Genomic DNA, 26,547 nt, shown 5'->3' with positions numbered 1-26,547 from the left:
ACGCCCATCAGGCGGCGTCGGGTTGAATCATCAACTCACCGGATCGTCCCGGGATACTTCCCCACGCGAACGGTCGCACCGGCAACGTTGCCGGATCGAGCGTCGCATGGTAATCGGCCATCGAGACAAGCTGATGGCCTTGCGCTTGCCAACCGCGCAATAATGCATTGAACACCGGTGCAAGCTTCTGCCCCTCCAGTTCCGCGTGCAGCGTGAAAACGTGATCACGTTCGGCGAGGACGCGGCCATTGCTGTCCGTGTCGCGGGCCGTGTACGTCAGCAATCGTTCTGCGACATTGTCGACGGTAATGTCGTCGATACCTATCAACTCATCCAGCGTTGGCAACGTGGTGGGCATTTGGATGTGGGACAGCACGCGCGTACCAATCGCGGGCCGATAGGGTCCATCGCCGCGGCCATCGGATGCGTAGGTCATGCCCCATTTATCGATCAAGGCCAGCCCGTGCTCGTTCATTTGCCAGCCGGCCGCGCCATGTGTCGTCGGCGCACGTCCGAAGATCGACACAAAGCGATCATGGGCACGTTGCATCTGCGCGCAGGTCCAGCGCGCGTCGTTGCCGCGGTCGCGCACATTGTCCTGCCAGTAGACGTGATCCCAGCAATGGATTCCCACCTCGAAGCCCGCGTCCCGGACGGCGCGCATCTCGGTCGCCGCACGTACGCCAATATCAGGGCCGGGTAATAGCGTGCCGTACATCAGCGTCTTGACGCCGTAGTGTTCGACCACCGAGGTGCGGGATACTTTTTTGAGAAAACCTGGGCGGAAGACCCGGCGTAGCGCCCAGCCGGTGTGGTCCGGACCGAGGCTGAAGAGGAAGGTGGCGCCGGCTTGCGCGGCCTCCAACATGTCGACGAGCGCCGGCACGCCCTCGCGGGTACCCCGCAGCGTGTCGACGTCGATCTTGAGAACGATGCGTGCCAAATGTATCAGTCCATCAAGGCGCGGGCTTCTACGACTTGCGAGCGATAGGCCTCGAATAACTGGCGCAGCGCATCGTCCATCGCGACTTCAGGCTTCCAGCCCAGCTCATGCATCGTGTTATCGATCTTCGGCACACGGTGCTGGACGTCCTGATAGCCCGTGCCATAGTACGCACCGGACGAGGTTTCCACGACCTGGACCGATTTCGCGCCATCCCGGTATTCCGGGAATTCGGCCGCGAGGGCCAGCATCTTTGTCGCCAGTTCGCGTACGGAGACGTTGTTGGTCGGATTGCCGATGTTATAGATCTTGCCGCTGGCAATGCCGTTCGGGTTATCGATGATTTTCATCAACGCCGCAATGCCGTCGCCGATCCAGGTAAAGGCACGCTTTTGTGCGCCGCCGTCAACCAGATTGATGTTTTCGCCCCGGACGATATGACCGAGGAATTGCGTTACCACCCGCGAACTGCCTTCCTTCGGCGTGTGGATCGAATCCAGGCCGGGTCCCATCCAGTTGAACGGGCGGAACAAGGTGAAATTCAGGCCGTCCTGCATTCCGTAGCCCCAGATCACGCGGTCAAGCAATTGCTTCGAGCACGCATAGATCCAGCGCGGCTTGTTGATCGGACCATACACGAGCGGCGAGCTTTCAGGATCGAATTCCCCATCCTCGCACATGCCGTAGACTTCGGATGTCGATGGGAAGACCAGGTGCTTGCGATACTTGACCGCCGATCGAATGATCGGCATGTTCGCCTCGAAGTCGAGCTCGAACACCCTCAGCGGTTGCTGCACGTAAGTGGCCGGTGTCGCGATGGCCACCAACGGCAGTATCACGTCGCACTTGCGCACGTGATACTCGACCCACTCCTTGTTGATCGTAATATCGCCCTCGAAGAAATGCATACGCTCATGTTTCGCGAGATCGCCCAGGCGATCGCTTTGCATATCCATGCCGTACACGTCCCAGTCCGTCGTTTCCAGAATGCGCTTCGACAGGTGGTGGCCGATAAAGCCGTTGACGCCAAAAATCAGAACCTTTTTCTTCATGAGTCGCGAGAAGGGAGTGAAAGTCGCAACCAGTCGCTGGCCGTGATCGGCACATCGTCCAGTCGCAGTTCGCGGATCGCGAGGGCGCGCCCATCGCCGCATACGCCAACGATTGCATTATCCACCACATGAAAGCCGGGGGGCAAATCCGCATGCAAGGCGGCGTCGCCGGGGAGCATTCGTGCGGCGGCAAGGATAAAGCGCCGACCTGCCGCATCGTCCCAGAACGCGCCGGGATAGGGTGGCGCCACTGCTCGTATCAGGTTATACACCTGCTGCGCGGGTTGCGACCAGTCGATGCGGCCATCTTCCGGCTTGCGACCGCCAAAATACGACCCGGCAGCGAGGTCGTTCGGCAAACGTAAAGCGGTGCCGTCCAGCAAGGCGGGCAGCACGCCCCATAGTGTCTGTTCCGCCGCCACGGTCACTTTTTCGAACACCTGATGCGCGGTGTCATCGGGCAAGATGGGGACCGCGGTCTGCGCAAGAATGGCGCCCGCGTCGGGCTTCGCGGTCATTTCATGCAGCGTGGCACCGGTTTCGGTCTCGCCATACAGCACGGCCCAGTTTACTGGAACGCGGCCACGGTATCGGGGCAACAGCGAGCCGTGCAGGTTATAGGCCCCACGCGGCGCCAGCGCAAGCACGTCGACCGGAAGCATATGCCGGAAGTAGAAGGAAAACAGGAAATCCGGCGCGCCGCCAGGCAGGTTGCGCAACGCTTGCCGCAGGGTCTGGCCATCGGCGACTTGCGCCGCGGTTGGCTGGATCGTCGGGATGCCGTGGTCTGCGGCGACGGCGGCGACGCTTTCGAACCAGATATGTTCTTCCGGATTGTCCTCATGCGTGACGACCAGCGCTACGTCCACGCCGCGCGCCAATAGCACACGCAGACAGCGTGCCCCCACGTTGTGATAAGCGAATACGACCGCGCGTTTTCCGGCCACGGCGCGGGTCGCGCCGTGGCTTGATTCTGGCAATCCGGACGAGAAGTGGGTCACCGCGTTTCTCCGGACGGGGTCTCCACCGTCGCCTCGGTGGTGGGCGTGCCGCCGCCATACGGAGCGGGCACGTCCGCCGCCAGCGGTACCGGCACCGTGGCCTCGTCCGCGAAGCGGGGCGCCTTGCCGATGGTGGCGGACGGGTCCACCGCGGCACCGGCTGGCAGGTTCGCAGGTGCCGCTGGGGCGGCGGAGGGCGCCGCCGGGTCACCGGTCAAGAACGTTTGTACCAGATAACGCGGGCGACCGCGGACCTGCTGGTAGATCCGTCCGATATATTCGCCAAGCAGCCCCAGAGCGAACAGGATGATTCCGATCATGAAGAAATTGATCGCGAACAGCGTGAAAACGCCTTGCACTTCCGCGCCCAGCATGAAGCGTCGGAACATCAGCAAAAAGAACAACGCGGCGGACCCGGCCGACATCAGCACGCCGACAAAGGAAAGCATCTGCAGCGGAACGACCGAGAAGCCGGTAACGAGATCGAAATTCAACCGGATCAACGAATACAGGGAATACTTCGATTCGCCCGCGAAACGCTCTTCGTGCGCCACATCGATTTCGATCGGATTTTGCGCGAACGTGTAGGCGAGGGCTGGAATGAAGGTATTGATCTCACCACACCGATTGATTGTCGAAATGATGCGCTTGCTGTATGCGCGCAGCATGCATCCCTGGTCGGTCATCTTGATGCGCGTGATTCGCTCACGCAGCCGGTTCATCCAATGCGATGCCTCGCGGCGGAACCAGCTGTCCTGACGATCGGAGCGGATCGTACCCACATAGTCGTAGCCCTCACGCATCTTGCTGACAAGCTTGCCGATTTCCTCGGGGGGGTTTTGCAGGTCGGCGTCGAGCGTGATGACGATTTCGCCGCGGGCGTATTCGAATCCGGACAGGATCGCCATGTGCTGGCCGTAGTTGCCGTTCAGCAGGATGACCCGCGTGACATCGTCCCGCACTGCAAACTGGTCGGCCAGCATGGCGGCGGAGCGGTCCCGGCTGCCATCGTTGATGAAGATGATTTCGTAGGTCGCGTCCAACGCGTCCAACGCGGGATAAAGGCGCTCGAACAAGGCGTTGAGGCCAGCTTCCTCGTTGTACACGGGAATGATGACGGAGAGCTCGGGTGACGTCATTGCAAATCGATGGTTCGTGAATTGAAAACGCGCGGCAGGGGTATTGACAACCGCAGGCGGCGCGTCATGGTGCGCATGGTTGCGCCAAGCGCGAGCACGGCGGACTGGTCGCGGACGATTCCGTCCAATACGAGGTCAGGCGGATCATGCCTCCCGCCAGCGATGCCGTGCGATAGCAGGGATGCGCGCGCTGTCAGAATTGCGCATCCACGGCGGCCACGACGCGGTCGACGTCGGCGTCCGTCATTGTCGTGAACAACGGCAGGGACACAGTGCCGGCACCAATCCGCTCGGTATGAGGCAACATGCCTTCACGGAAACCCCGTTGCCGATACAAGGTGAACAAATGGACCGCCGGGTAATGCACGCCGCTACCAATGCCACGCTCTTTCAGCGCGGTCATGAAATCCGCTCGCGCGGGGCGCCCCGGCTGTCCGACGGGTAGTACGATTTGGAACATATGCCAGTTGCTGTTGACGAAATCGGCCGGCGGCAATTCGACGCCGGCGCGACACGCGGCACCTTCGGTGAAACGGTCGAAGTAACGACGTGCCAGCGCCCGGCGGCGCTCCGTGAATCGCGCCAGATGCGGCAGTTGTCCCAAACCGACCCGCGCCGCGACATCGGTCAGGTTGAACTTGCCGCCTAGGACGTCGACATCCATGCCGTCCATGCCGGTGCGAGTCACCCCCTGGAGCCGGTACTTTTCGGCCAAACGGGCTTCCTCCGCGTTGTTCAACACCAACGCGCCGCCCTCGATCGACGTCAGGTTCTTGTTCGGGTGGAAACTGAACGAGACCAGATCGCCGAAGCTGCCGATCTCCTTGCCATTCCACGATGCGCCTAGCGCCTGGGCGGCGTCCTCTATGACTCGTAGGCCATGCCGTTGCGCGATGGCATGGAGCCGCGTCATATCCACCGGCAAGCCCGCCAGATGCACCGGCATCAACGCGCGCGTACGCGGGGTGATGGCGGCTTCGAGCTTGTCCAGGTCGATATTGCGCGTGGCCGGGTCGACATCCACGAATACCGGCGTCGCGCCCACGGCGATGATGACATTGCTGGTGGCTACCCAGGTCAACGCGGTCGTGATCACCTCGTCACCCGGCCCAATGCCTGCAATCCGCAACCCTATCTCGAGCGTGCCCGTGCCACTGTTGAACGTGCGTACCGGGCGACCGCCAAACCGTTCCGATAGTGCTGCCTCGAAACGTTGATTCTGCGGGCCCGTGGTAATCCAGCCGGACCGCAGGACATCGGCGACACCGGCAATGGTCTCCTCGTCGATCTCGGGGCGCGTGAAGGGCAGAAAATCGGCTTTGGCCGCAGGCGTTTGCGTCATAGAAACAGTTGTCCTCGTGCTGCGCGCCGCGGTGGCAGCGATGCGCGGATGCGATCATGCCATCAATCGCCTTGGGTATCCATTAAAGCACGCGATGGCGGTTCGCCAAAGCGCATCGTGGGCAAGGCCCCGTACCGTGGGCGTCGCCCGTGCGGGAAAGTGCCTCGCCCCGATTGTGCCATGCCTGGAGCCGGCTTCCGAAAAATCCGACTTTTCATGGTCTGTCGCGGGATACAACGACTCGTCGCGGGTCGTTGGCGATCACCGTCATCGGCACATTGTCGGCGCGCAGCGCGTCATATTGCGCCGGTGTCATTATCGCGAGCGCGGGGCCGCCATCCCGCCAGTGTTGCGCCCACTGCGCCAGCGCGGTTCGTGCCGCGTCCGATTCGGGTGACGCTCCACGCACGGTGTTGTCTGGCATGTCAATGCCGATCATCGTGCGCCGCAAGGCGAACGCGATGGTCTCGTCGCGGCCGCCGAGTGCATAGAAGGGCCAATCGGCGGCGCCGTCTGGCGTCTGGGCCAGTGTCGAACGCACCCGTGCCGCCAACGGCGTGCCCGCGATCGGTCGTCCTAGCAGTTCGTGCGCATTCACTGCAATAGCCAGCGTCGCATACCAGGCCGCCACGTACACCAGCCATGCGCGGGCGCCCAGGCGCCGCGCCAGCGCGCCGGCGACGGCGAAACCCAGCAAGCCGACGCCGAGCGCGAGCCACAGCCACATCTGGTAGCGCCGGTAGAGCGCATTGGGCGTCGTCACGCTGCCGAAGTTCGACAAATACACAACGCTCAGCGCCAAGGTGATCAACAGCACCGCATAGCCGGCCAGATGTCGCCGAATGCGGCGCGGATCGCGACTCGGCAAATAAGCGCCCACCACCAAGGCTACCGCGGGGGTCAACGGCAAGAGATCCGCCACGCGCTTGGCATCGGACAGACTGAAAAAGACAAAGATCGATATCGACCAGGTCAGCAACAGTACTGCGGGAGAGAAACGATTCGTCTGGCGCGGCAATCTTATCGCGCGCCGCATACCCTGCCAGAGCAAGGACAGCCATGGCAATATGCCAATCAGCAATACGGGTACGACGAAGCTGATCGCGTCCGGCAGCGTGTTGTCGCGCCATCGGAAACGCCGGTCTGCCGCTTCGCCGAAACGGATGTACGAGGCGTCCGGATGGTGCCATTGCGACGCGATGAACCACGGTGCGCACAGCGCGAGAAAGACGAGTAGGCCGCTGAACAGGTGGAGGCGGCGCCAGACGCGGGCGTCGCGCGCGGCGAGCGAATAGATGACGAGGGCCAGCGCGGGTATCGCGATGCCTGTCAACCCCTTGCTGAGCACGGCCAGCGCCATGGCTGCCCAGCAAAGCCACATCCAGCCGCGCTGTCCCCGGAGCGCGCTGACGGCGACGGTCACGCCCTTGCCACCCGTGCTGCTCATGTCGCGCTGCCCGATGGCCGGATGAGGCGCGCGTTGGGCCAGGAGAAACGTGCAGAGCACCACTGTCAGCATTGCGGACAGACCCATGTCCCGGGAGGCATAGTGTCCGAACAGATGCCAATACGGCGTGGCGACCATCGCGGCAGCGGCAAGGATGCCCGCGGGGCGGCCGAACAGACGCACGCCGGTGTACCCAACCAGCAAGATCGCGCCGAAGCCGCATAGCGCGGTCCATAGTCGGGCTTGCCATTCGCCAAGCCCGAATAGTGTGAAGCTGGCGGCGGTGGCCCAGATTTGCAACGGCGCGGTTTCCCCGTAGGGGGCGCCGTTGTAGCGCGGCGTGGTCCAGTCGCCGCTTGCCAGCATTTCCCGGGCAATTTCGGCATAGTGGCCTTCCTCGCTCGGCAGTAGCGAGCGGATGCCGAGCGGGGCGAACCAGGCCGCCGCGCACAGGATCACCAGCAGCAACACCGCGCCACGGGTCAGATTCATCGGCGCGCCGGGGACGGGCCCGCGCAAGGGTCTCACGGGGGAGATCAATCGCGCGTTTCGATCAACAACGCCGCTGCCACGCGACGGCCTTCACCGGCGAGGATGTTGAACGTCCGGCATGCCGCAGTGAGATCCATGGTCTCCACGCCGATGCGCTTGGCCGTCAACGCCGCATACAGGCGGGGATGACCGAAGCGGAGTGCGCGGCCTGTTCCCAGGAGGACCAGCTCCGGGGCCGCGGCGGCGAGCGGCGCGAAATGCGCGGCGTCGAATGCCTCGAAGCGCGCGGGTTCCCACGGCAGCACCGGGCCGTCCGGCATCAGCAGCACGCTGTGCGTGAAACGGGTCTTGTTGATCTCGACATAGTCATCGCCATACCCCGTGACGACATTCCGTACGCCAGCGCCTTCAGCGGATTCCTGCTCCAGTTTCACGCGTTGCTCCCTGTCCGCGATTGGACCAAACTCTGTCATAATTCACCCAATTATAGCGTCGCGCCGCCTCTCCCCACAGGGAACGCCGGCCGGTGTCCGCGCGGCCATCGCGTCTTCATCGGTCGCGCGGGGCGTCCGTGGACATCCTTACCCGGGCACGTACCGCACGTCTTTTATACCTGCCGCTCAACGCGCCGCATCGTTGCTCGGTGCCATCTCTGGTGTCGAAGCCCAGGTCTTTCATCCGCTTTTTGTTCCATTTGCCGCCGTGAAATCCATTCATAAATCGAACAAGCTGGCCAATGTCTGTTATGACATCCGAGGTCCGGTACTTGACGAGGCCCGCCGTCTCGAAGACGAAGGCCAGAAGATCATCAAGCTGAACATCGGCAATCTGGCACCGTTCGGTTTCGACGCGCCGGACGAGATCGTACAGGACATGATCCGTAACCTGCCCGCGTCGTCCGGTTATTCGGACTCGAAGGGCGTGTTCGCCGCGCGCAAGGCGGTCATGCATTACACGCAACAGAAGCATGTCGCGAACGTCGGCCTGGACGATATTTATATCGGTAACGGGGCATCGGAACTGATCGTGATGGCGATGCAGGGCTTGCTTAACGAGGGCGATGAAGTGCTGTTGCCGGCACCGGACTATCCGCTATGGACCGCGGCGGTGAGCCTGTCGGGCGGCACGCCGGTGCATTACATCTGCGACGAAAGGAATGACTGGTTGCCGGACATGGACGATATCCGCGCGAAAATCACGCCGAATACTCGTGCGATCGTGGTCATCAACCCTAACAATCCGACCGGCGCGCTGTATCCCGACGACCTGCTGCGCGAGATCATCGCGGTGGCGCGGGAGCATGACCTTATCCTCTACGCGGACGAGATCTACGACAAGATCCTGTATGACGGTGCGACCCATACGTCGATGGCCGCATTATCCGAGGATGTGCTTACGGTGACGTTCAACGGCTTATCGAAGAGCTATCGTTCATGCGGTTTTCGCGCCGGCTGGATGGTGGTGTCGGGTGACAAGCGGCGTGCCCGCGACTATATCGAGGGATTGAATATCCTGGCGTCGATGCGTCTGTGCGCGAATGTGCCAGGACAATATGCGATTCAGACGGCGCTGGGCGGTTATCAAAGCATCAATGACCTGTTGTTGCCGGGCGGTCGTCTCTATGAACAGCGTAACCTGGCATATGACATGCTGACCGCGATTCCGGGCGTGACCTGCGTCAAGCCGAAGGCGGCGTTATATCTGTTTCCACGCCTCGATCCGGCGATGTATCCGATTGCCGACGATCAGCAGTTCATCCTCGAATTGCTGCGCGAGGAGCGTGTGCTGCTGGTACAGGGCACCGGTTTCAACTGGGCCACGCCGGATCACTTCCGGGTGGTGTTCCTGCCAAACGTCGCGGATCTGAAGGTGTCGATCGAACGGATTGCCCGCTTCCTCGAAAGTTATCGAAAACGTCACGGCGCCTGAACGCCGCATCATTCATCACTTGGACTGACACTGCTGTATGGAATCGATCAAAGCAGGCCTACTGGGCTTTGGAACCGTTGGCGGCGGCACGTATTCGGTGCTTCGCCGGAATCAGGAAGAAATCAAGCGGCGCGCCGGACGGGGCATTGCAGTATCGCGCATCGCGGTGCGAACGCCAGCCAAGGCGCAGGCCGCGCTGGCCGCGATCGTGACGCGGGAAGCCGGTGCTGAAACCGGATCGGGCGCGGGTGACCTGCCGTTGATCGACAGTGATTTCGACGCCCTGGTGCGCGACCCCGGCATCGATATCGTCATCGAGACGATCGGCGGTACCGACCGCGCGCGGGAGTTGGTGCTGACGGCGATCGAAAACGGCAAGCACGTGGTCACGGCGAACAAGGCATTGCTCGCCGTTCATGGCATGGAGATCTTTCAGGCCGCGCACCGCAAGGGGGTGATGGTGGCGTTCGAGGCCGCGGTGGCCGGTGGTATTCCGATCATCAAGGCGCTGCGCGAAGGCCTGACCGCGAATCGCATTACGTGGATTGCCGGCATCATCAACGGCACCACCAATTTCATCTTGTCCGAGATGCGTGAGAAGGGGCTCGATTTCGCGACCGCCCTGGCGGATGCCCAGCGCCTCGGCTACGCTGAGGCGGATCCGACCTTCGACGTGGAAGGCGTGGATGCGGCGCATAAACTGACGTTGATGAGCGCGATCGCCTTCGGGGTGCCGATCCAGTTCGACCGTGCGCATATCGAAGGTATCAGCAAACTGGATGCGATCGACATCAAATACGCGGAGCAGCTCGGTTATCGCATCAAGCTGCTTGGCATCACCCGTCGCGCTGCCAAGGGCATCGAGTTGCGCGTGCATCCGACCCTGGTACCGTCATCGATGCTGATCGCAAACGTCGAAGGCGCGATGAATGCGGTGGCGGTGCAGGGCGATGCGGTGGGTACGACGCTTTACTACGGCAAGGGCGCGGGCGCCGAGCCGACCGCGTCGGCGGTGGTCGCCGACCTGGTCGACGTCACGCGCCTGCATACGGCTGACCCGGAGCACCGTACGCCACACCTGGCATTCCAACCGGATCAGCTGTCCGACCTGCCGGTATTGCCGATCGACCAGATCACCAGCGCGTATTACCTGCGCCTGCGTGTAGCGGATCAGCCGGGCGTGCTGGCGGCCATTGCAACCTTGCTGTCGGACCGCGGCATCTCGGTGGATGCGCTGATCCAGAAGGAATCGCGGGAAGGCGAGGGCGAGACCGACCTGATCGTGCTGACCCATGCAACGGTCGAAGGCAATCTGCGTCTGGCGCTGGCGCAGATCGAGGCGTTGCCGAGCGTCAAGTCGCCTGTGTCGCTGCTGCGCACCGAAAACCTGTAAAAGCGAAATCCGTAAAAGGCCCTCCATGCACTACGTTTCCACCCGAGCCCCCCGCGCCGGACATGCTTTCAGCGCCGCGCCCGAGGCAGCCGGCGCGCTTGCCACGTCGGTCGACGGCAAGCCGGCCGAGGCCGTCGCACGTTTCTCCGATATCCTGCTGGCAGGCTTGGCGCCCGATGGCGGCCTTTTCATGCCGGCGCGCTATCCGCAGGTCAATGCGGCGCTGCTGGAGAAGTGGCGCACGCTGTCATACGCCGATCTGGCGTTCGAAGTGCTGTCGCTGTATTGCGACGATCTGCCGTCCGAGGATCTGCGCGGGCTGCTGCGCCGGACCTACACATCCGAGGTCTATTGCAATCTGCGCGATGGCCAGCGGGCCGCCGACATCACGCCGCTGAAGGTGCTCGGTGAGGAGCCCGTGGCGGGCGGCGCCGGGAAGACGACGCTGGCGTTGCTCGAATTGTCGAACGGACCGACGCTGGCCTTCAAGGACATGGCGATGCAGTTGCTGGGCAGCCTGTTCGAGTATGTTCTGGCCAGGCAGGGCGAGACACTGAATATCCTGGGCGCGACGTCGGGCGATACCGGCAGCGCCGCGGAATACGCGATGCGCGGCAAGCGCGGCGTGCGGGTGTTCATGCTGTCTCCGCACGGCAAGATGAGCCCGTTCCAAAGCGCGCAGATGTATAGCCTGCAAGATCCGAATATCTTCAATCTCGCGGTGGAAGGGGTGTTCGACGATTGCCAGGATATCGTCAAGGCCGTCTCCAACGACCACGCCTTCAAGGCGGCGCATCGCATCGGCACGGTGAACTCGATCAACTGGGCTCGCGTCGTGGCGCAGGTGGTGTATTACTTCAAGGGCTATCTCGCGGCTACCGAAGGCCTGTCCTACATCGAGGGCGCGATGCCCCCGGTGTCGTTCACGGTGCCCTCGGGTAACTTCGGCAACGTCTGCGCTGGTCATATCGCGCGGATGATGGGGCTGCCGATCCGCAAGCTGGTGGTCGCGACGAATGAAAACGACGTGCTTGACGAGTTCTTTCGCACTGGCCAGTACCGCGTGCGGACGGCGGCGCAGACCTTGCAGACCAGCAGCCCGAGCATGGATATCTCGAAAGCGTCGAATTTCGAGCGTTTCGTGTTCGATCTGCTCGATCGCGACGGTGCGGCCCTGAACACGTTGTTTGGCAAGGTCGACCGTGAGGGCGGTTTTAGTCTGGCCGGCACCGCGGCATACGACCGTATTGCCGATTTCGGTTTCGTTTCCGGCCGCAGTGATCACGCGCAGCGTCTTGCCGTCATCCGTGACATCGACACGCGTTACAAGACAACGATCGATACCCATACGGCCGATGGTGTGCATACTGCGCGGCAATACCTGGAAGCCGGTGTGCCGATGATCGTGCTGGAGACCGCGCAGCCGGTGAAGTTTGGCGAGACCATCAAGGAAGCGTTGGGGCGTGAGCCCGAGCGGCCGCATGCGTTCGCGGGTATCGAGGCGCTGCCGCAGCGCAGCACGGTGATCCCGGCGGATGTCGACGCGGTCAAGGCATTCATTACGGCGCATACTGGTGGGGACTGAGCGGCCGGTGGCGGGCCACGCATGCAAGGTGTTGGACGTTGTCTGACACCGGGGCCGCCGCTCGCGACTTTCCTATTTTTGCTCCTGTTTTTCCAAGCCATGTCAGAAGACGTCACGCCTCGCCCGAATGAAATTGGCACGCCCGCAGGTGCGCAGTCGGGGTCTACACGCTCGGTGCGGGCAACACCGCCTGCCGGCCACGCACCGATGCTATCCACCGCCGAAGCGTTGCGGATCTTGCTGGCGGCCGCTGGCACGTCGCCGGGCGATGGTGGGAATGGCGCCTACGGCAAGGCGTCTTACGCCGGGTATTCGGAAGCGGAAACGGTGTCGACCGAAGCCGCGCTGGGGCGGGTGCTCGCGGCGGATATCATCTCGCCCATCGATGTTCCGCCCATGGACGTCAGTGCGATGGACGGCTATGCGGTGCGGCTTGCAGAGCTCGCGGTGCATATCGGGGCTGCCGCTGGTGATCATGCTGATGTCACCCCGTTGGGGCAGCCTTTCCCGGTGTCCCAGCGCATTCCGGCGGGCGCCGCGCCGGGGCCGCTGGCACCGGCGTCGGTCGCGCGAATATTCACCGGCGCGCCGGTGCCGGAGCATGCCGATCTCGTTGTGATCCAGGAAGAGGCGAAGGTCGACGTCAACGGGGTTCGTTTCGTGTTGGATGGCCCCCCCCGCGCCGGGCAGTGGATCAATCGGCGCGGCGCAGACATACGGGCCGGCGCGGTCATCCTGCCTCGCGGAACGCGTTTGACGCCGCAGGCCCTTGGGCTTGCCGCGTCGGTTGGTGTGGGAGCCTTGCCGGTCGTGCCGCGCTTGAAGGTGGCCATCCTGTTCACCGGCGATGAATTGCGCCGTCCGGGCGACGCGCTGGAACCCGGCGCCATCTATAACTCGAATCGCTACACGTTGGGGGGCCTGCTGCAGGCGCTCGGCTGCGACGTCACAGACTTCGGCATCGTCGCGGATCGGCTCGACGCCACCCGTGCGGTGCTGCGTGATGCCGCGTCCTCGCACGATCTCGTGCTGGCAAGTGGCGGGGTATCGGTGGGGGAAGAAGATCATGTCAAGGCGGCGGTGGAAGCGGAAGGTGCCTTGTCGCTCTGGAAGATCGCCATGAAACCGGGCAAGCCACTGGCCTTTGGCAGTCTGCGGACACCCGGCGCCGGCAGCACGTTTTTATCGGACTGCCAGGCAATCCGGTATCGACCTTTGTCACCTTTCTGCTTTTCGTTCGACCGTTCATCCTGCGCTTGCAAGGCGTATCGGATGTCACGCCGAAGGCCCTGCAGGCACGTGCGGACTTCGCCGTGAAGGGCGATCGGCGCAACGAATTCCTGCGCGTGCGCCTGAATGCCGGCGGTGGCCTGGACCTGTACCCGACGCAAAGTTCGGCGGTCCTGACCTCGACGGTCTGGGGCGATGGCCTGGTGGACAATCCACCGGGACGCGACATCGCACCAGGCGATCCGGTGCGCTACCTCCCGTTTTCCGACCTGTTGTTCTAATGCTTGCGAGACGCACGCCATGAAAATCGCCTTACGTTATTTCGCCAGCCTGCGGGAGGCTGTCGGCACCGCCGAAGAGCAGGTTGCCGTCCCTGATGCCGTGACCACGGTGGGGGACGTGCGCACGTGGTTGTGCCAGCGTGGCGGCGTCTGGGCGGATGCGCTCGCGGCGACACGGCCGTTACGCATGGCATGCAATCACGAAATGACGGGCGCGGGGACGCGCCTGTCGCCCGGATGCGAAGTGGCCTTCTTTCCACCGGTCACGGGCGGCTGACGGTCAGGGAGGACGAACGATGAGCGACGCCATCCGCATCGTGGTTCAGGAAGCCGATTTCGACACGGGACAGGAATTGACTGCACTTCGCGTTGCGCACCCCGGAGCCGGCGCCGTGGTGGCCTTCGTCGGCGCGGTCCGCGACATCAGTGGCGGCGCGGCAGTCGACATGCTGGAACTCGAGCACTATCCCGGGATGACGGAACGGGCACTGGCGGACATCGTGGCGCAAGCGGCAAGGCGTTGGCCTTTTCAGGGGGTGACGGTGATCCATCGCTACGGCGGCCCGTTGCGGCCGACCGACCAGATTGTGCTAGTGGCCGTCGCCAGCGCGCATCGCGGTGAAGCGTTCTCGGCCTGTGAGTTCATCATGGACTATCTGAAGACCGAGGCGCCGTTCTGGAAGAAGGAGGGGACAGGCGGGGCGCGGCGGTGGGTCGACGCGCGGGAAACGGATGATCATGCGCGCAGTCGGTGGGGGGGCGGAGGGTAGGCTGATGAGCGCGTCCGGCAATGTGTTTTCCGTCTTGTGGGCACCACGAAGTGCATATTGGCACGCTTGGCATGTGAAAAATCTCATGAGGATGCCTGATGTTCTTGTAAGCCCTTTCGCAAGCCTGCCAGCACGCTTGGAGCCAGACGCAAGGTGTCCATTTGGTCGATAGGCTTGATCAGCGCCACGACGACGAAAGAATTCGTCGCGCGCTCTTGAAATAATTACCAGCCGCCGCATCTAGGAAGCATGAATTTCAAGACGAATGCTGAAATGCCTGGAGGGTCTCCGTGAGAATCGACAAGCTGACAACCAAGTTCCAAGAAGCCGTTGCCGACGCACAAAGTCTCGCGGTGGGTCGCGACAATCAATATATCGATCCGCTGCATTTGCTTGCTGCCTTGCTGGCGCAAACCGACGGTTCGACGCGGTCGTTGCTTTCGCGTGCCGGCGTTCAGTTGCAACCATTGCAAGCGGCTGTCACGCAGGCGATGGATCGCTTGCCGAAGGTGCAGGGCACGGACGGCAACGTCCAGGTGAGCCGCGAACTGACCGGCTTGTTCAATCAGGCCGACCGGGAAGCGCAGAAGCAGGGCGACGCGTACATTTCGACTGAAATGTTTCTGCTTGCGCTGGTGGACGACAAGAGCGATGCGGGCCGGCTGTTGCGTGAGCATGGCCTGAGCCGCAAGACGCTGGATGCCGCCGTGCAAGCGGTGCGGGGCGGTGAACCGGTCAATAGCGCCGACGCCGAGAGCCAGCGCGAAGCGTTGAAAAAATACACGTTGGACCTGACCGAACGGGCACGGTCGGGCAAGCTCGATCCGGTGATCGGGCGCGATGACGAAATCCGTCGTGCCATCCAGATCCTGCAACGCCGGACCAAGAACAATCCCGTCCTGATCGGTGAGCCGGGCGTGGGTAAGACCGCGATCGTGGAAGGGTTGGCGCAACGGATCGTCAATGGGGAAGTACCGGAGTCGTTGAAGAACAAGCGTGTGTTGGTGCTCGACATGGCGTTATTGCTCGCGGGCGCGAAATATCGCGGCGAGTTCGAGGAACGGCTGAAGGCCGTCCTCAGCGACGTGGCCAAGGACGAGGGCCAGACAATCGTTTTTATCGACGAAATCCACACGATGGTGGGCGCCGGCAAGGCCGAGGGCGCGATGGATGCGGGCAATATGCTCAAACCCGCGCTTGCCCGTGGCGAACTGCATTGCATCGGCGCGACCACGCTTGACGAATATCGGAAGTACATCGAAAAGGACGCGGCGCTGGAGCGGCGTTTCCAACGTGTCCAGGTGGATGAGCCCTCGGTGGAGGCTACCATCGCGATCCTGCGTGGTTTGCAGGAGAAGTACGAGCTGCATCATGGCGTGGAAATCACCGATCCGGCGATTGTCGCGGCGGCGGAACTCAGTCATCGCTACATCACCGATCGCTTCCTGCCGGATAAGGCGATCGACTTGATTGACGAGGCGGCATCGCGAATCAAGATGGAAATCGACTCGAAGCCGGAAGAGATGGATCGGCTCGATCGGCGTCTGATCCAGTTGAAGATCGAACGTGAAGCAGTGCGCAAGGAGAAGGACGAGGCATCACAGAAACGGCTCGGCCTGATCGAGGATGAAATCGAACGTTTGCAGCGGGAGTATGCTGATCTCGAAGAGATCTGGACCGCGGAAAAAGCGGCGGTGCTGGGTAGCGCGCAACTGAAGGAAGAAATCGAGCGCGTACGTGCCGATATCGTCAAGCTGCAGCGGGAAGGCCGCCTGGATAAGGTCGCGGAGTTGCAATACGGCAAGTTGCCGCAATTGGAAGCGCGGCTGAAGGACGCGACGCAGGCCGAAGCGAATCAGGGTACCGGCGAGGCGGCACGTCCGCGCCTGTTGCGCACGCAAGTAGGCGCCGAGGAGATCGCCGAAGTGGTGTCGCGGTCCACCGGTATTCCGGTGTCGCGGATGATGCAGGGCGAGCGTGACAAGCTGCTGCATATCGAAGACAAGCTGCACGAGCGCGTGGTTGGCCAGGATGAGGCGATCACCGCCGTGGCGGACGCGATCCGTCGTTCGCGCGCCGGCTTATCGGATCCGAATCGGCCATATGGTTCCTTCCTGTTCCTCGGGCCGACGGGCGTGGGGAAGACGGAACTGTGCAAGGCCCTGGCGGGCTTCCTGTTCGATTCGGAAGAACAATTGATCCGGATCGACATGAGCGAGTTCATGGAAAAGCACAGCGTGGCCCGGCTGATTGGCGCGCCGCCTGGTTATGTCGGCTACGAGGAGGGCGGATACCTGACTGAGGCCGTACGACGCAAGCCGTACAGCGTTATCCTGCTCGACGAAATCGAGAAGGCGCATCCGGACGTCTTCAACGTTCTGCTGCAGGTGCTGGACGATGGCCGGATGACCGATGGACAGGGCCGCACCGTGGACTTCAAGAATACGGTGATCGTGATGACGTCGAATCTCGGGTCGCAGTTGATCCAGTCGATGGTGGATGCACCCCAGGAAGAGGTTCGCTCGGCGGTATGGGACGAAGTGAAACTGCATTTCCGGCCGGAGTTTCTGAACCGGATAGATGAAGTGGTCGTGTTCCACGCTTTGGATCGTTCGAACATCGAGGCCATCGCGAAGATCCAGTTACGCGTGCTCACCGAGCGCCTGGCAAAGATGGATATGCAACTGGATGTCAGCGACGCCGCCCTGGCGGAAATCGCGAAGGTCGGGTACGACCCCTTGTTCGGCGCGCGGCCGTTGAAGCGCGCGATCCAGCAGGAGATCGAGAATCCGGTGGCAAAGCTGATCCTGAGCGGCAAGTTTGGCGCGAAGGACGTCATCCCGGTCGATTTCAATGAAGGGGCGTTTTCCTTCGAGCGGATCGTCCACTAAAGCGTGTCGTCTTATCGTTGTACCGATGCCCCCATGCGCCACGAGCGTGCCGTGCATGGGGGCATTTTGTCGTGCCTGAGCGTGGCCCGTTCGTGCCCGACGTCAATGGTGACGCATCAAGTGACAATGCCTGAGCGCGGGCCGTCGTCAGTTGTGAATCGCTTTCCTGGCATTCGCGGTGACAACATCGCAGCGGTACACCGTCGTTTGTCGATACGTGTGGCCAGGACGGAGTATCACGCCAGCCGCATCGCCCGTATTGATCTGGTTTGCCTGCGCCTGCGTCTCGAAACACAGGGCGGCATGTGGCTGCAGCGTGCGGCCGCGTCCATCGATGACGCCACCGAGGTTGGCCGCGGTATAGAACTGCACCGTGCGTTCCGTCGTCGATACCTGCAGCCGGCGTCCGGAGTGCGGGTCGATGGCTTCTGCAACGTTCCGTATCGGTGTTTCGATCCGGTCCGGCGCCGCGAGCAGGTAGCAATGATCATATCCGTGCATTGCCACCAGGGCCGGATCGCGTGTGGCCAGGCGCGCGCCCACCGCGGCGCCATCGCGCAGATCGAAGACCGATCCCGCTACCGGCACCTGCCGCTGCGGGATACCGTGCACGTCAGGTAGCAGGACCGCGTCGGCGTCGATGCGCACGACGTAATCCAGGATCGTGCCGGCATCCTCGGGGTGGCCGGTGGTATTGAGATTGAAATAACTGTGATTCGTCACATTGAACGGCGTGGGGGCGGACGTTTGCGCGTCGTAGTCGATGCGTACCGACGCGCCGTCGAACGTATAACGGACTGTCAGCGTCAACGCTCCCGGAAAGCCACTGTCGCCGTCAGGAGAGTGCAACGTGAAAGTGACGCCGTCGCCTGCCGGGGAGACCGCATGCTCCCAGACCATCCGATCGAAGCCGTGATAGCCGCCGTGCAGCGTATTGGCACCATCATTGGTATCCAGCGTGTATTCCCGGCCGTCCAATGTGAAACGCGCATCGGCGATGCGGTTGGCGTAGCGGCCGATCGTGCCGCCCATGTGCGTGCTGCTGTCGAGATAGGCTTGCGGCGTGGCGAAGCCCAGGATGATATTGTCGAAGTCACCATTGCGATCGGGCGCATACCACTGCAATAGCGTCGCCCCCAGGTTGCTGACCACCGCGCGGGCACCGTTTCGGGCACGTAATGTGAATTGATGCACCGTCGTGCCACCATTGATCGTGCCCCAGGGGCGGGCTTCGCATGCAATAGTCGTCATGGTGGTTGTGTTCTCCTGAAGTCGTGTTGTCCGTTGCAAACGCGCGCCAGCACGCGCGCGACCATTTTGCTAGTCTATGCGCATTGTCCGCTCCGCCATGCCTCTACCGTGAACCGTAACGACGCATCTCTTTCGTCTGCGACCGATGCAGATGCTGCCGCGCAGTCGGCTTGCCACGTATTCGTCTATGGCACGTTGCGGTATGGCGAGATCAACGATATCGGATTGGCCGCCGCGCGCCATGGTCGTCCGGAACTCCCCGCACCGGTGCTTGTCGCACGAGGACGTGTCAAGGGGAAACTGGTCGACTTTGGCAGTTGGCCCGGACTCTTGCCAGACGGTGCATCCCCTTCGTATGCCGGGGTCGCGCCACCAGCCGGGACACAGGTCGTGGGCGATATCTTCCGCATCGATCGCGCCTTGCTTCCCATTCTGGACGAGATCGAGGGGATTCGTCCGGATGGTCGCGAAGCGTTCTATCGGGATGAGGTCGACGTGGCGGATATCGCGTGGTTGGGTGACACGCCGGCCACGGCAACACGGAGCACGGCGTTTGCAGGGTCCATGCAGGTGCTTCCAGGCGGCGTGCACGCGCCACGTACCGGCGTGATGGTCAAGCGGGAGGGGGCGGCCTGTTTGAGATGCTTCTTCTATCCGGTCGACATTCAGGCCGGTCGTGGCTTGCCCGTCATTCCAGGCGGCGACTGGATCGCATATCGCCTTGCACGCTCGGGCGGCGCCAACGCATGAGGCGATATTGAACCGGCATGCGTACGTGACCTGAAAAATCGCCATGCCGGTGCGCCGGACGCGAGGTTGTCGGCGAGGCTCGACGGAGGAGGCGGCGACGTTTGCCATGGCATTTTGGCGCGGCGCGCGACGTACTAGAATGGACCTGCGGCCTGGTTCGGCATCTGACCGTGCGTCATGTCCATCCGCGCTGGCACATGGTGCAATCGCGCACTATCAACGGCGTTCCTCCGACCGGGAGCTTCAGCCATGTTCAAGCACATCCTTGTACCCACCGACGGTTCCGAACTGTCGCAAAAGGCGGTGGATGCCGCCGTCCAACTGGCTGCCACGACGGGAGGTACGCTGACCGGCTATGCGTGTCTGCCGGAATACCCCGTGTCCCCTTTCACCGAGGTCATTGTCGAGCCGCCAATGGATTTTCATTTGCGCTGTGAACGGGATGCCTGGCGGCATCTGGATAAAGTGTCGTCGCTGGCCGCTTCGCGTGGCGTGCGGTGCAATACCCGCATAAGCACGCATGCGTCCCCCTATCTCGGCATTATCGAGGCGGCGGAAGGCGAGGGTTGCGATGTGATCCTGATGGCGTCTCACGGACGCCATGGCCTGGCGCGCATGCTGGTGGGCAGCGAAACGCAACGTGTGCTGTCCCACACGCGGATTCCCGTCTTGATATACCGGTGAGGGATCCCGTCGCGCCGGACATCGCTTTGCGCCCGAAACCCGTTTTTCGATCCCATTTTCGGCACCCGCCGCGCTGGCCGACGGGTGCCTGTAGGCGTCCGCCAGCCATAGCGCCCGCAACGCGCCGGATAAGGCTTGCCGCCTAGTTGAACTGCTCGGCTTCCGTCGATCCTGCCAGCGCGGTCGTAGACGACTGGCGTTCGATGGTCTGCGTGACGGCATCGAAATAGCCGGTGCCCACTTCGTGCTGGTGCTTGACCGCGGTGAACCCGCGTTCCGCCGCCCCGAACTCCTTTTCCTGCAATGTGACGAAGGCGCGCATTTGCTCGCGGGCATATCCGTGCGCCAGCTCGAACATGCTGTAGTTCAGGCTGTGGAAGCCAGCCAGCGTGATGAACTGGAACGTATAGCCCATTTCGGCCAGCGCATGCTGGAAACGATCGATCGTTTTGTCGTCGAGATTGCGTTTCCAGTTGAACGATGGCGAACAGTTATAGGCCAATGCCTTGCCGGGAAATTGCGCATGGATCGCTTCGGCGAACCGGCGCGCCTCGGCGAGATCCGGCTTGCCGGTTTCACACCAGATCAGGTCGGCATAGGGGGCATAGGCAAGGCCGCGCGAAATAGCCTGCTCGAGCCCCGCATGCGTGCGATAGAAGCCTTCCACGGTCCGCTTGCCGGTCAGGAACGGGTGGTCGGCGGGATCGATGTCGGACGTCAGCAGGTCCGCCGCCTGTGCGTCTGTGCGTGCCATCAGTAGCGTGGGGACGCCGCTGACATCGGCTGCCAGTCGCGCGGCCAGCAGCTTGCCGACGGCTTCGCGCGTCGGTACCAATACCTTTCCGCCAAGATGGCCGCATTTTTTGGCCGATGCCAATTGATCCTCGAAATGCACTGCGGCGGCGCCGGCCTCGATCATGGCCTTCATCAGTTCGAACGCGTTCAGGACGCCTCCGAAGCCCGCTTCAGCGTCGGCGATGATTGGTGCGAAATAATCGATGTAGTTGGGGTCCCCGGGACGGGTACCGTCCGCCCACTGGATCTGGTCCGCGCGGGTGAGGGTATTGTTGATCGCGCGCACGACTTGCGGCACCGAATTGACCGGATACAAGGATTGATCGGGATACATCGCGCCGGCCTGGTTCGCGTCGCCGGCAACCTGCCAGCCCGAAAGATAGATGGCCTGAAGTCCGGCTTTGACCTGCTGCATTGCCTGGTTGCCGGTCAATGCGCCCAATGCGTTCACGAACGGCCGGTCGACACCATGATGGCCCGAACCTGGTGGTAATGGCCCGCGCTGCAGCAGCGACCATAAGCGCCCCGCGCCGCGCTTGGCCAACGTGTATTCGGGCTGCACGGACCCACGCAGACGAATCACCTCCTCGGCATCGTAGCCGCGCTTGATGCCGGCCCAACGGGGCAATACCGCCCAATCGTGCCGCAGCGCCGCGCATGCATCACGGTCATACAGCTTGGCGTGCCGGTTATTCGATGAGGACTCCTGATCGTATGAGTCTTGATGGCGATGGTTGTCGGTCATGCTGTCTCTCCAGGCAAGGTCAATAAAACGGAAACGCTTGGGACGCAGTGTCGAGCGGGCCACGCTCGTCATGCGTCGTCCGTGGAAACAAGTTTAGGCGTGATGACAGCGCGGGAGGCAATACTCAAGTAATCAAATCATGAAAATTTTATATTTATTAATCAATGACATGCAACGTAAATATCGTATTGTGAAATGAGCATCGGATCGTGAAAAATCATGATGGTGCGTTGCGGCACACAGTTTCATGCAGCGCACAAGAATTCCACATTGTGGAATTTTGGAGGTCGATGAATCGGAATGGAAGGCGTGCGTTACCGGTACGCCGCGCGTACCGACAAGGCAATGCAAAAACCCCTCGGCATGCACGGAGCGTGTCGAGGGGTTTCGAGGAACGGCACGATCTCCTTATCAAGAGAAGACCGTCATGTTCGCTGTAGCGATAATAGCCTGGAAGCTTTTTTTTCACCCATCGAGGCGCGTTGGCCAAACGTCTGGTAATCGGCCTGCGCCCGATAGGAGGGGTGATCGGAATTAACCGCGGTCCGACCCACCGTCACGGCGACGGGCATAGCCCTCACTCGCGCTGCGGCCTGCGTAACCACCGCCGTTGCTGCTACGGCCTGCATAGCCACCGCCGCCGCCATTACCGCTGCTACGGCCGGCGTAGCCGCCACCGCCGCCGGTGCCCGTGCCGCGATTGCCGGCATAGCCACCACGTCCGGCGCCGCCACCACTACCGAACGAGCGACCACGCGCACCGCCACGTGGCGCGCCCGATGTCGACGGTGTACGGCGCGGCTCAAAGCCGACGATCACCGAAACCGGCAGCGGCTGGTGCGTGAAGCGTTCGATGCGCTTCACTGCCTGGGCTTCGGCATGATGCGCGAGGCTGATCGCGGTGCCGGTGCGGCCGGCGCGGCCCGTACGGCCGATACGGTGCACGTAGTCTTCCGCGAACTTCGGCAGGTCGTAGTTGAATACGTGGGTGATGCCGGGGACGTCGATACCGCGTGCCGCCACATCGGTGGCTACCAGCACGCGCACGCGCCGCTCGCGCAGGGCGTTCAGCGTGCGGTTACGCGCGCCTTGCGGCAGGTCGCCATGCAATGCCGCCGACGAGAAACCCTCGTCGGACAGGCGACCCGCCAGCATGTCCGCATCGCTCTTCGTCGCCGTGAAGATGATTGCCTGGTCGAGCGATTCATCGTTCAGCAGATGCGACAGCAGGCGATCCTTATGCGCACGGTCATCGACCCACAGGATCGATTGTGCGATGTTCGCCTTTTGCTGTGCACCCTGCGCGATCTGGATCGCCACCGGGTCATTCAGCAGACGCTTGGTCAGCGAGCTGATCTTGGCATCGATCGTTGCCGAGAACAGCAGCGTTTGACGCGTCGGCGGCGTGGCGGCGACGATGGTTTCGATGTCGTCGATGAAGCCCATGTCCAGCATGCGGTCCGCTTCGTCCAGCACCAGCATTTGCAATTGCGACAGGTCGATGCGGCCGCGTTCGATATGGTCGAGCAGACGGCCCGGCGTGGCCACCAGGATTTCCGGTTGCTTGGCCAGCAGCGCGAGCTGTTGGCGATACGGCACGCCGCCCAGGACGCTGACGCAACGCAGCTTGCGCAGACCCTTGCCGAATTGCTCGGCGGCCGTGGACACCTGCATGGCCAGTTCCCGGGTAGGCGTCAGCACCAGCAGGCCGGGGCGTGCCGGTTGGTATTGCGGGCGACGACGCTCCGCTTCCGGACGTGCGGTACCGGCTGCCGGACGGGCAGCGGCGGCCTGCGCCGCGCGGGCCACAGAGAAACGTTGAATGGCGGGCAGCATGAACGCTGCGGTCTTGCCCGAGCCGGTCGGGCTGGAGACCAGCAGATCGCGGCCGGAGATGGCAGCGGGAACCGCTTGTTCCTGCACGGGCGTCGGCTTCGTGAAGCCGGCCGCTACCAATGCCGAGACGATCTCCGGTGCGAGACCGAGCGCGGCAAACGCTTCGCCGCTCGGCGCGGTGTCAGGTGCGACCGCCATTTCGGGCAAGTCGGTCGCCGACAGCATGGCAGCCTGGGGAGCGATCGATGCGTCGCCGTTCTGGGTCGTTGAGCTAAAAGTCATGTATTCGAAGTCCTCGAGTGTGAATGAGGCGTCGGCGCCAATCGGCGTCGCCAAGTCATCGAATGCACGAAGCAATACGAGAAACGGGACGTGGCCAGTGGGACGCCTCCGGAGACCGGGAGCGCCCACCGTCGTTAGAACCTATCGGACAGCAAACAGGGCTGGCACAGCCACCGCACCCTTTCGGGCTCGGCCGTGCGCCGCCTGCTTCATCGTGAACCGTGTCCCGGCGCGCTTTACGTTGCGTGCCGGCGGCAGGGAGCAGGGGGACAGTTTCTAAACTGGATTGGGGCAAAACGCTTGCCGCTGGCGGCGTGCTTCACTTCGTGTCCGGTGCCGTGCAATGTGACGGTCCGGAAAAAGGTCGGTCTTACGACTCGCTAACCGACGGGTTAACTACGAAGCACGAAAGCAATACTGCCAGCGATAGTGGAGTATAACGGTTTTTTGCAGCGTGTGCCATCAGCATTTTCGACAGGATTGGCGGTGATGCTTCGTCGCCCGCCCTCACGCATCGGCGGCCAGTAATTCGTCCACCAGCGTGATGTAGGCCCGCATCGCGGTGGCCGCGGGCGTGCCGCGCAGCGCAGTCCAGGCGTCGAATTTCGCCCGCGCGGCAAAATCGGTCATCCCCGGCTTTTCTCCTTGGGCATCACCGACGCTCGCCTGCTTGTACAGGGCATACAGACGAAGCAGATGCACCGGCCCTGGCTTCGACGACAGCGTATGCACGCGTTGCTGCGAAAGGGCGAACTCGGCTGCGATGTCGGCATCGGGCGTGGCGGGCGGCGGCGGTTGTTCCATTTTTTTGGCATCCGGAAGAAGGCTGCGAGGAAAGAGAGCGACGTACCGGACCTATCCTACGCGTGCCGGCGATGGCCCGGGTCCGAATCGCCCCGAGTAGTACCTCTGCTCCTACGCCAGCGACCGGGAAGGTACAATGCGCGAATGAATCGTACCGCTTCACATCGCCCCGCTGTCATGGGATCGACCGACGTTCCAGTCGATGCCATGGCGCTTCGTCCAGCCTTTCCGGTTGTCGTTCGCGCATCCACGCGCGCGGCATTGCTCGCCATCGATACGTCGACCGACGCCTGCGCCGTCGCGGTATGCCTGCCGTTGCCATCGACAGACCTGTCCGAGCCAGTGGCACCGGTATCCGTCGCCCGGCCGGCGAATGACAACACGGATGTGCCGAACCTTGCGATACGGGACGATATCGTCCCCGGGGCGCGGATCGCCGCCTGCTGGCGGCGCACCGGCGCGGTGTCGAGCGAGGCTTTGCTGCCAATGGTGCAAGCCATACTCGACACTGCGGGCATCACGCTTCAATCGGTTGGCGCCATCGCGGTGGGCGAAGGCCCCGGCTCCTTCACCGGTGTTCGTACCGCAACCGGCGTGGCGCAAGGCCTCGCATTTGCGAACGACATGCCCGTCGTCCCGCTGGACACGCTGATGGTCTGTGCGGAATCGGCGCGCCTGCGGTCGGCCGCGGATGCCCATCCATCACCCGTGCGGCATGGAACGCACGTTTATACGGCTGTCGATGCAAGGATGGGGGAGTGTTACGCTGCTGCGTTTTCATGGCAGCCGATTGATGGCGGTGGTCACGATGACGGCGAATGGCGGGTCGAGGTGCCGGCACACGTCGCGGCGCCGGAGGCACTGCAAGCGCATCCGCCCGGTTTCCTGCTGGCGGGCAATGCCGCGGCGATTTTCGGCGAGGGGTTGCGATTGCGTGGATCAGCTGCATGGTGCGACGAGGGAGCCTGGCCGGAACCGATGGCGCTGGCGGCGTTGGGGTGGCGCCGCTGGCATGCGGGAGGGGCCGTGGCGGCCGCGATGGCGCAGCCACGCTATGTGCGGGACAAGGTCGCCTTGACCACGCAGGAGCGGCTGGCCGTCAAGGAGGCCAGGCTCGCATCGAAGGAGGCAGGGGCATGAGCGCGCAACCGGCACCGGCTCCAGCCGGCATGCCAATCCTTATCCGGGACATGATGTCGGGAGATATCCCTGCAATCATGGCGATCGAGCATCGGGCTTATGAATTTCCGTGGACCGATGTCAATTTTCTGGATTCGTTGAAGTCCGGTTATGTCGGTCGTATTGCTGAACGTGCCGGTGGCGAACTGGCCGGTTACGCGGTGCTGATGCCGGCGGTCGACGATCTGCATGTGTTGAACCTGTGTGTCGCGCCGATGCACCAGGGGCGGGGCATCGGCCAGCAGTTGCTGGCCGATGCGCGCCGGGTGGCGCTATCGCGCGATATTCATGCGGTACTGCTTGAGGTCCGTCCGTCGAATACCCATGCGATCCGTCTGTATGAACGGTTTGGTTTTCATGAAATCGGGCGGCGACGCAACTACTATCCAGCGCGCAACAATACACGCGAGGACGCAATCGTGATGCGTGTCAAAGTCAAACGGGAGCCAGGCCATGACGCCGCCGTCTGACCGGGATCGGCCGGATCCATCGATCGTGGCGAGGGCGCGTGGTCATGCGTCGCATGCCGGCGGCTCGGATATGCTCGATCCGGTCCTGGAAGTGTTCGGCCTGTCCGTAACCTGGCGTTTGCGCACGGCCAGGGAGACGACGGCGTCCGTACCGGACGCGCCGGTGGGTCTTGCGAATCATGCCGCTACCGACGCACCGGATGCCGGGATTGCCGTGGATGACCATGCCGCCGGGGACGTGGTTGCCTTGCCGGTG

Annotated in this window: 21 protein-coding genes and 1 pseudogene; 11 read left to right on the top strand and 11 right to left on the bottom strand. The window is 62.7% G+C overall.

All coding sequences use genetic code 11. The features are described 5' to 3' along the window. Positions 1 to 7: 7 nt before the first annotated feature. The 7 genes from WM40_RS16095 to WM40_RS16065 all read right to left on the bottom strand — a co-directional run bounded on the left by WM40_RS16095 (position 8) and on the right by WM40_RS16065 (position 7,850). Positions 8 to 943, bottom strand: coding sequence for a polysaccharide deacetylase family protein (locus tag WM40_RS16095; protein ID WP_046153370.1), 936 nt, complete (start codon positions 941 to 943; stop codon positions 8 to 10). A gap of 5 nt (positions 944 to 948) precedes the next feature. Then, the gene (locus WM40_RS16090; protein ID WP_024901242.1) at positions 949 to 1,995 is read right to left on the bottom strand and encodes a bifunctional UDP-4-keto-pentose/UDP-xylose synthase; all 1,047 of its coding nucleotides are present in this window, start codon (positions 1,993 to 1,995) and stop codon (positions 949 to 951) included. Beyond that, entirely contained in the window at positions 1,992 to 2,942 is a 951-nt protein-coding gene (locus WM40_RS16085; protein WP_046153369.1) for a formyltransferase, read from the bottom strand. The genes WM40_RS16090 and WM40_RS16085 overlap by 4 nt, the downstream gene beginning before the upstream one ends. 50 nt (positions 2,943 to 2,992) lie before the next feature. Then, positions 2,993 to 4,135: a glycosyltransferase gene (locus WM40_RS16080; RefSeq protein ID WP_024901240.1), complete on the bottom strand. Its 1,143-nt coding sequence runs from the start codon at positions 4,133 to 4,135 to the stop codon at positions 2,993 to 2,995. Positions 4,136 to 4,328: 193 nt separating this feature from the next. Beyond that, positions 4,329 to 5,477 (bottom strand): DegT/DnrJ/EryC1/StrS family aminotransferase, encoded by a 1,149-nt coding sequence (locus WM40_RS16075; protein WP_036006445.1) that lies wholly within the window; start codon positions 5,475 to 5,477, stop codon positions 4,329 to 4,331. A gap of 214 nt (positions 5,478 to 5,691) precedes the next feature. Next, complete coding sequence (locus WM40_RS16070) at positions 5,692 to 7,416, bottom strand: glycosyltransferase family 39 protein (protein ID WP_046153393.1); 1,725 nt, start codon at positions 7,414 to 7,416, stop codon at positions 5,692 to 5,694. A gap of 44 nt (positions 7,417 to 7,460) precedes the next feature. Continuing rightward, entirely contained in the window at positions 7,461 to 7,850 is a 390-nt protein-coding gene (locus tag WM40_RS16065; protein ID WP_024901238.1) for an Mth938-like domain-containing protein, read from the bottom strand. Positions 7,851 to 8,118: 268 nt separating this feature from the next. Between WM40_RS16065 and WM40_RS16060 the strand changes: the two genes are divergently transcribed. From WM40_RS16060 to clpB, 7 genes and pseudogenes are all read left to right on the top strand, one after another. Beyond that, positions 8,119 to 9,345: a pyridoxal phosphate-dependent aminotransferase gene (locus WM40_RS16060; RefSeq protein ID WP_024901237.1), complete on the top strand. Its 1,227-nt coding sequence runs from the start codon at positions 8,119 to 8,121 to the stop codon at positions 9,343 to 9,345. Between the two features lie 37 nt (positions 9,346 to 9,382). Next, a complete protein-coding gene (locus WM40_RS16055; protein ID WP_046153368.1) occupies positions 9,383 to 10,738 on the top strand; it encodes a homoserine dehydrogenase in 1,356 nt (451 codons plus the stop codon). A 25-nt stretch (positions 10,739 to 10,763) separates the two neighbouring features. Next, on the top strand, positions 10,764 to 12,323 hold the full coding sequence (thrC, locus tag WM40_RS16050) for a threonine synthase (RefSeq protein ID WP_024901235.1): 1,560 nt from the start codon (positions 10,764 to 10,766) through the stop codon (positions 12,321 to 12,323). A 207-nt stretch (positions 12,324 to 12,530) separates the two neighbouring features. Continuing rightward, a pseudogene (locus tag WM40_RS16045) lies at positions 12,531 to 13,834 on the top strand (molybdopterin molybdotransferase MoeA). A gap of 19 nt (positions 13,835 to 13,853) precedes the next feature. Next, complete coding sequence (gene moaD, locus WM40_RS16040; protein WP_024901233.1) at positions 13,854 to 14,111, top strand: molybdopterin converting factor subunit 1; 258 nt, start codon at positions 13,854 to 13,856, stop codon at positions 14,109 to 14,111. A gap of 19 nt (positions 14,112 to 14,130) precedes the next feature. Beyond that, positions 14,131 to 14,604 carry a molybdopterin synthase catalytic subunit MoaE gene (moaE, locus tag WM40_RS16035; RefSeq protein ID WP_301290898.1) on the top strand — a complete coding sequence of 158 codons (474 nt, stop codon included), beginning with the start codon at positions 14,131 to 14,133 and terminating at the stop codon, positions 14,602 to 14,604. A 290-nt stretch (positions 14,605 to 14,894) separates the two neighbouring features. Further along, a complete protein-coding gene (clpB, locus tag WM40_RS16030) occupies positions 14,895 to 17,495 on the top strand; it encodes an ATP-dependent chaperone ClpB (RefSeq protein ID WP_046153367.1) in 2,601 nt (866 codons plus the stop codon). A gap of 147 nt (positions 17,496 to 17,642) precedes the next feature. On the opposite strand, the gene WM40_RS16025 is transcribed toward clpB, so the two are convergent. Beyond that, positions 17,643 to 18,746: an aldose epimerase family protein gene (locus WM40_RS16025; protein WP_046153366.1), complete on the bottom strand. Its 1,104-nt coding sequence runs from the start codon at positions 18,744 to 18,746 to the stop codon at positions 17,643 to 17,645. 108 nt (positions 18,747 to 18,854) lie between these two features. On the opposite strand from WM40_RS16025, the gene WM40_RS16020 reads away from it, so the two are divergent. Continuing rightward, the gene (locus WM40_RS16020; RefSeq protein ID WP_052738360.1) at positions 18,855 to 19,496 is read left to right on the top strand and encodes a gamma-glutamylcyclotransferase family protein; all 642 of its coding nucleotides are present in this window, start codon (positions 18,855 to 18,857) and stop codon (positions 19,494 to 19,496) included. A 249-nt stretch (positions 19,497 to 19,745) separates the two neighbouring features. Then, positions 19,746 to 20,180 (top strand): universal stress protein, encoded by a 435-nt coding sequence (locus tag WM40_RS16015; protein WP_024901228.1) that lies wholly within the window; start codon positions 19,746 to 19,748, stop codon positions 20,178 to 20,180. A 142-nt stretch (positions 20,181 to 20,322) separates the two neighbouring features. On the opposite strand, the gene aceA is transcribed toward WM40_RS16015, so the two are convergent. From aceA to WM40_RS16000, 3 genes are all read right to left on the bottom strand, one after another. Continuing rightward, entirely contained in the window at positions 20,323 to 21,720 is a 1,398-nt protein-coding gene (aceA, locus tag WM40_RS16010) for an isocitrate lyase (RefSeq protein WP_082102846.1), read from the bottom strand. A 534-nt stretch (positions 21,721 to 22,254) separates the two neighbouring features. Beyond that, complete coding sequence (locus WM40_RS16005; RefSeq protein WP_046153390.1) at positions 22,255 to 23,838, bottom strand: DEAD/DEAH box helicase; 1,584 nt, start codon at positions 23,836 to 23,838, stop codon at positions 22,255 to 22,257. Positions 23,839 to 24,345: 507 nt separating this feature from the next. Continuing rightward, positions 24,346 to 24,642: an acyl-CoA-binding protein gene (locus WM40_RS16000; RefSeq protein ID WP_024903119.1), complete on the bottom strand. Its 297-nt coding sequence runs from the start codon at positions 24,640 to 24,642 to the stop codon at positions 24,346 to 24,348. A gap of 144 nt (positions 24,643 to 24,786) precedes the next feature. Here WM40_RS16000 and tsaB point away from each other — a divergent pair, with 144 nt between their 5' ends. Together tsaB and rimI are read left to right on the top strand one after the other, a co-directional pair. Beyond that, positions 24,787 to 25,782, top strand: coding sequence for a tRNA (adenosine(37)-N6)-threonylcarbamoyltransferase complex dimerization subunit type 1 TsaB (gene tsaB / locus WM40_RS15995; RefSeq protein WP_024903118.1), 996 nt, complete (start codon positions 24,787 to 24,789; stop codon positions 25,780 to 25,782). After that, the gene (gene rimI / locus WM40_RS15990; RefSeq protein ID WP_024903117.1) at positions 25,779 to 26,291 is read left to right on the top strand and encodes a ribosomal protein S18-alanine N-acetyltransferase; all 513 of its coding nucleotides are present in this window, start codon (positions 25,779 to 25,781) and stop codon (positions 26,289 to 26,291) included. The genes tsaB and rimI overlap by 4 nt, the downstream gene beginning before the upstream one ends. Positions 26,292 to 26,547 lie beyond the last annotated feature (256 nt).

The organism is Robbsia andropogonis (assembly GCF_000970345.1).
GTDB classification, from domain to species: Bacteria; Pseudomonadota; Gammaproteobacteria; order Burkholderiales; family Burkholderiaceae; genus Robbsia; species Robbsia andropogonis.
The sequence above is the reverse complement of the archived record's forward strand: the minus strand, read 5'-3'. Positions and strand labels throughout refer to the sequence as shown.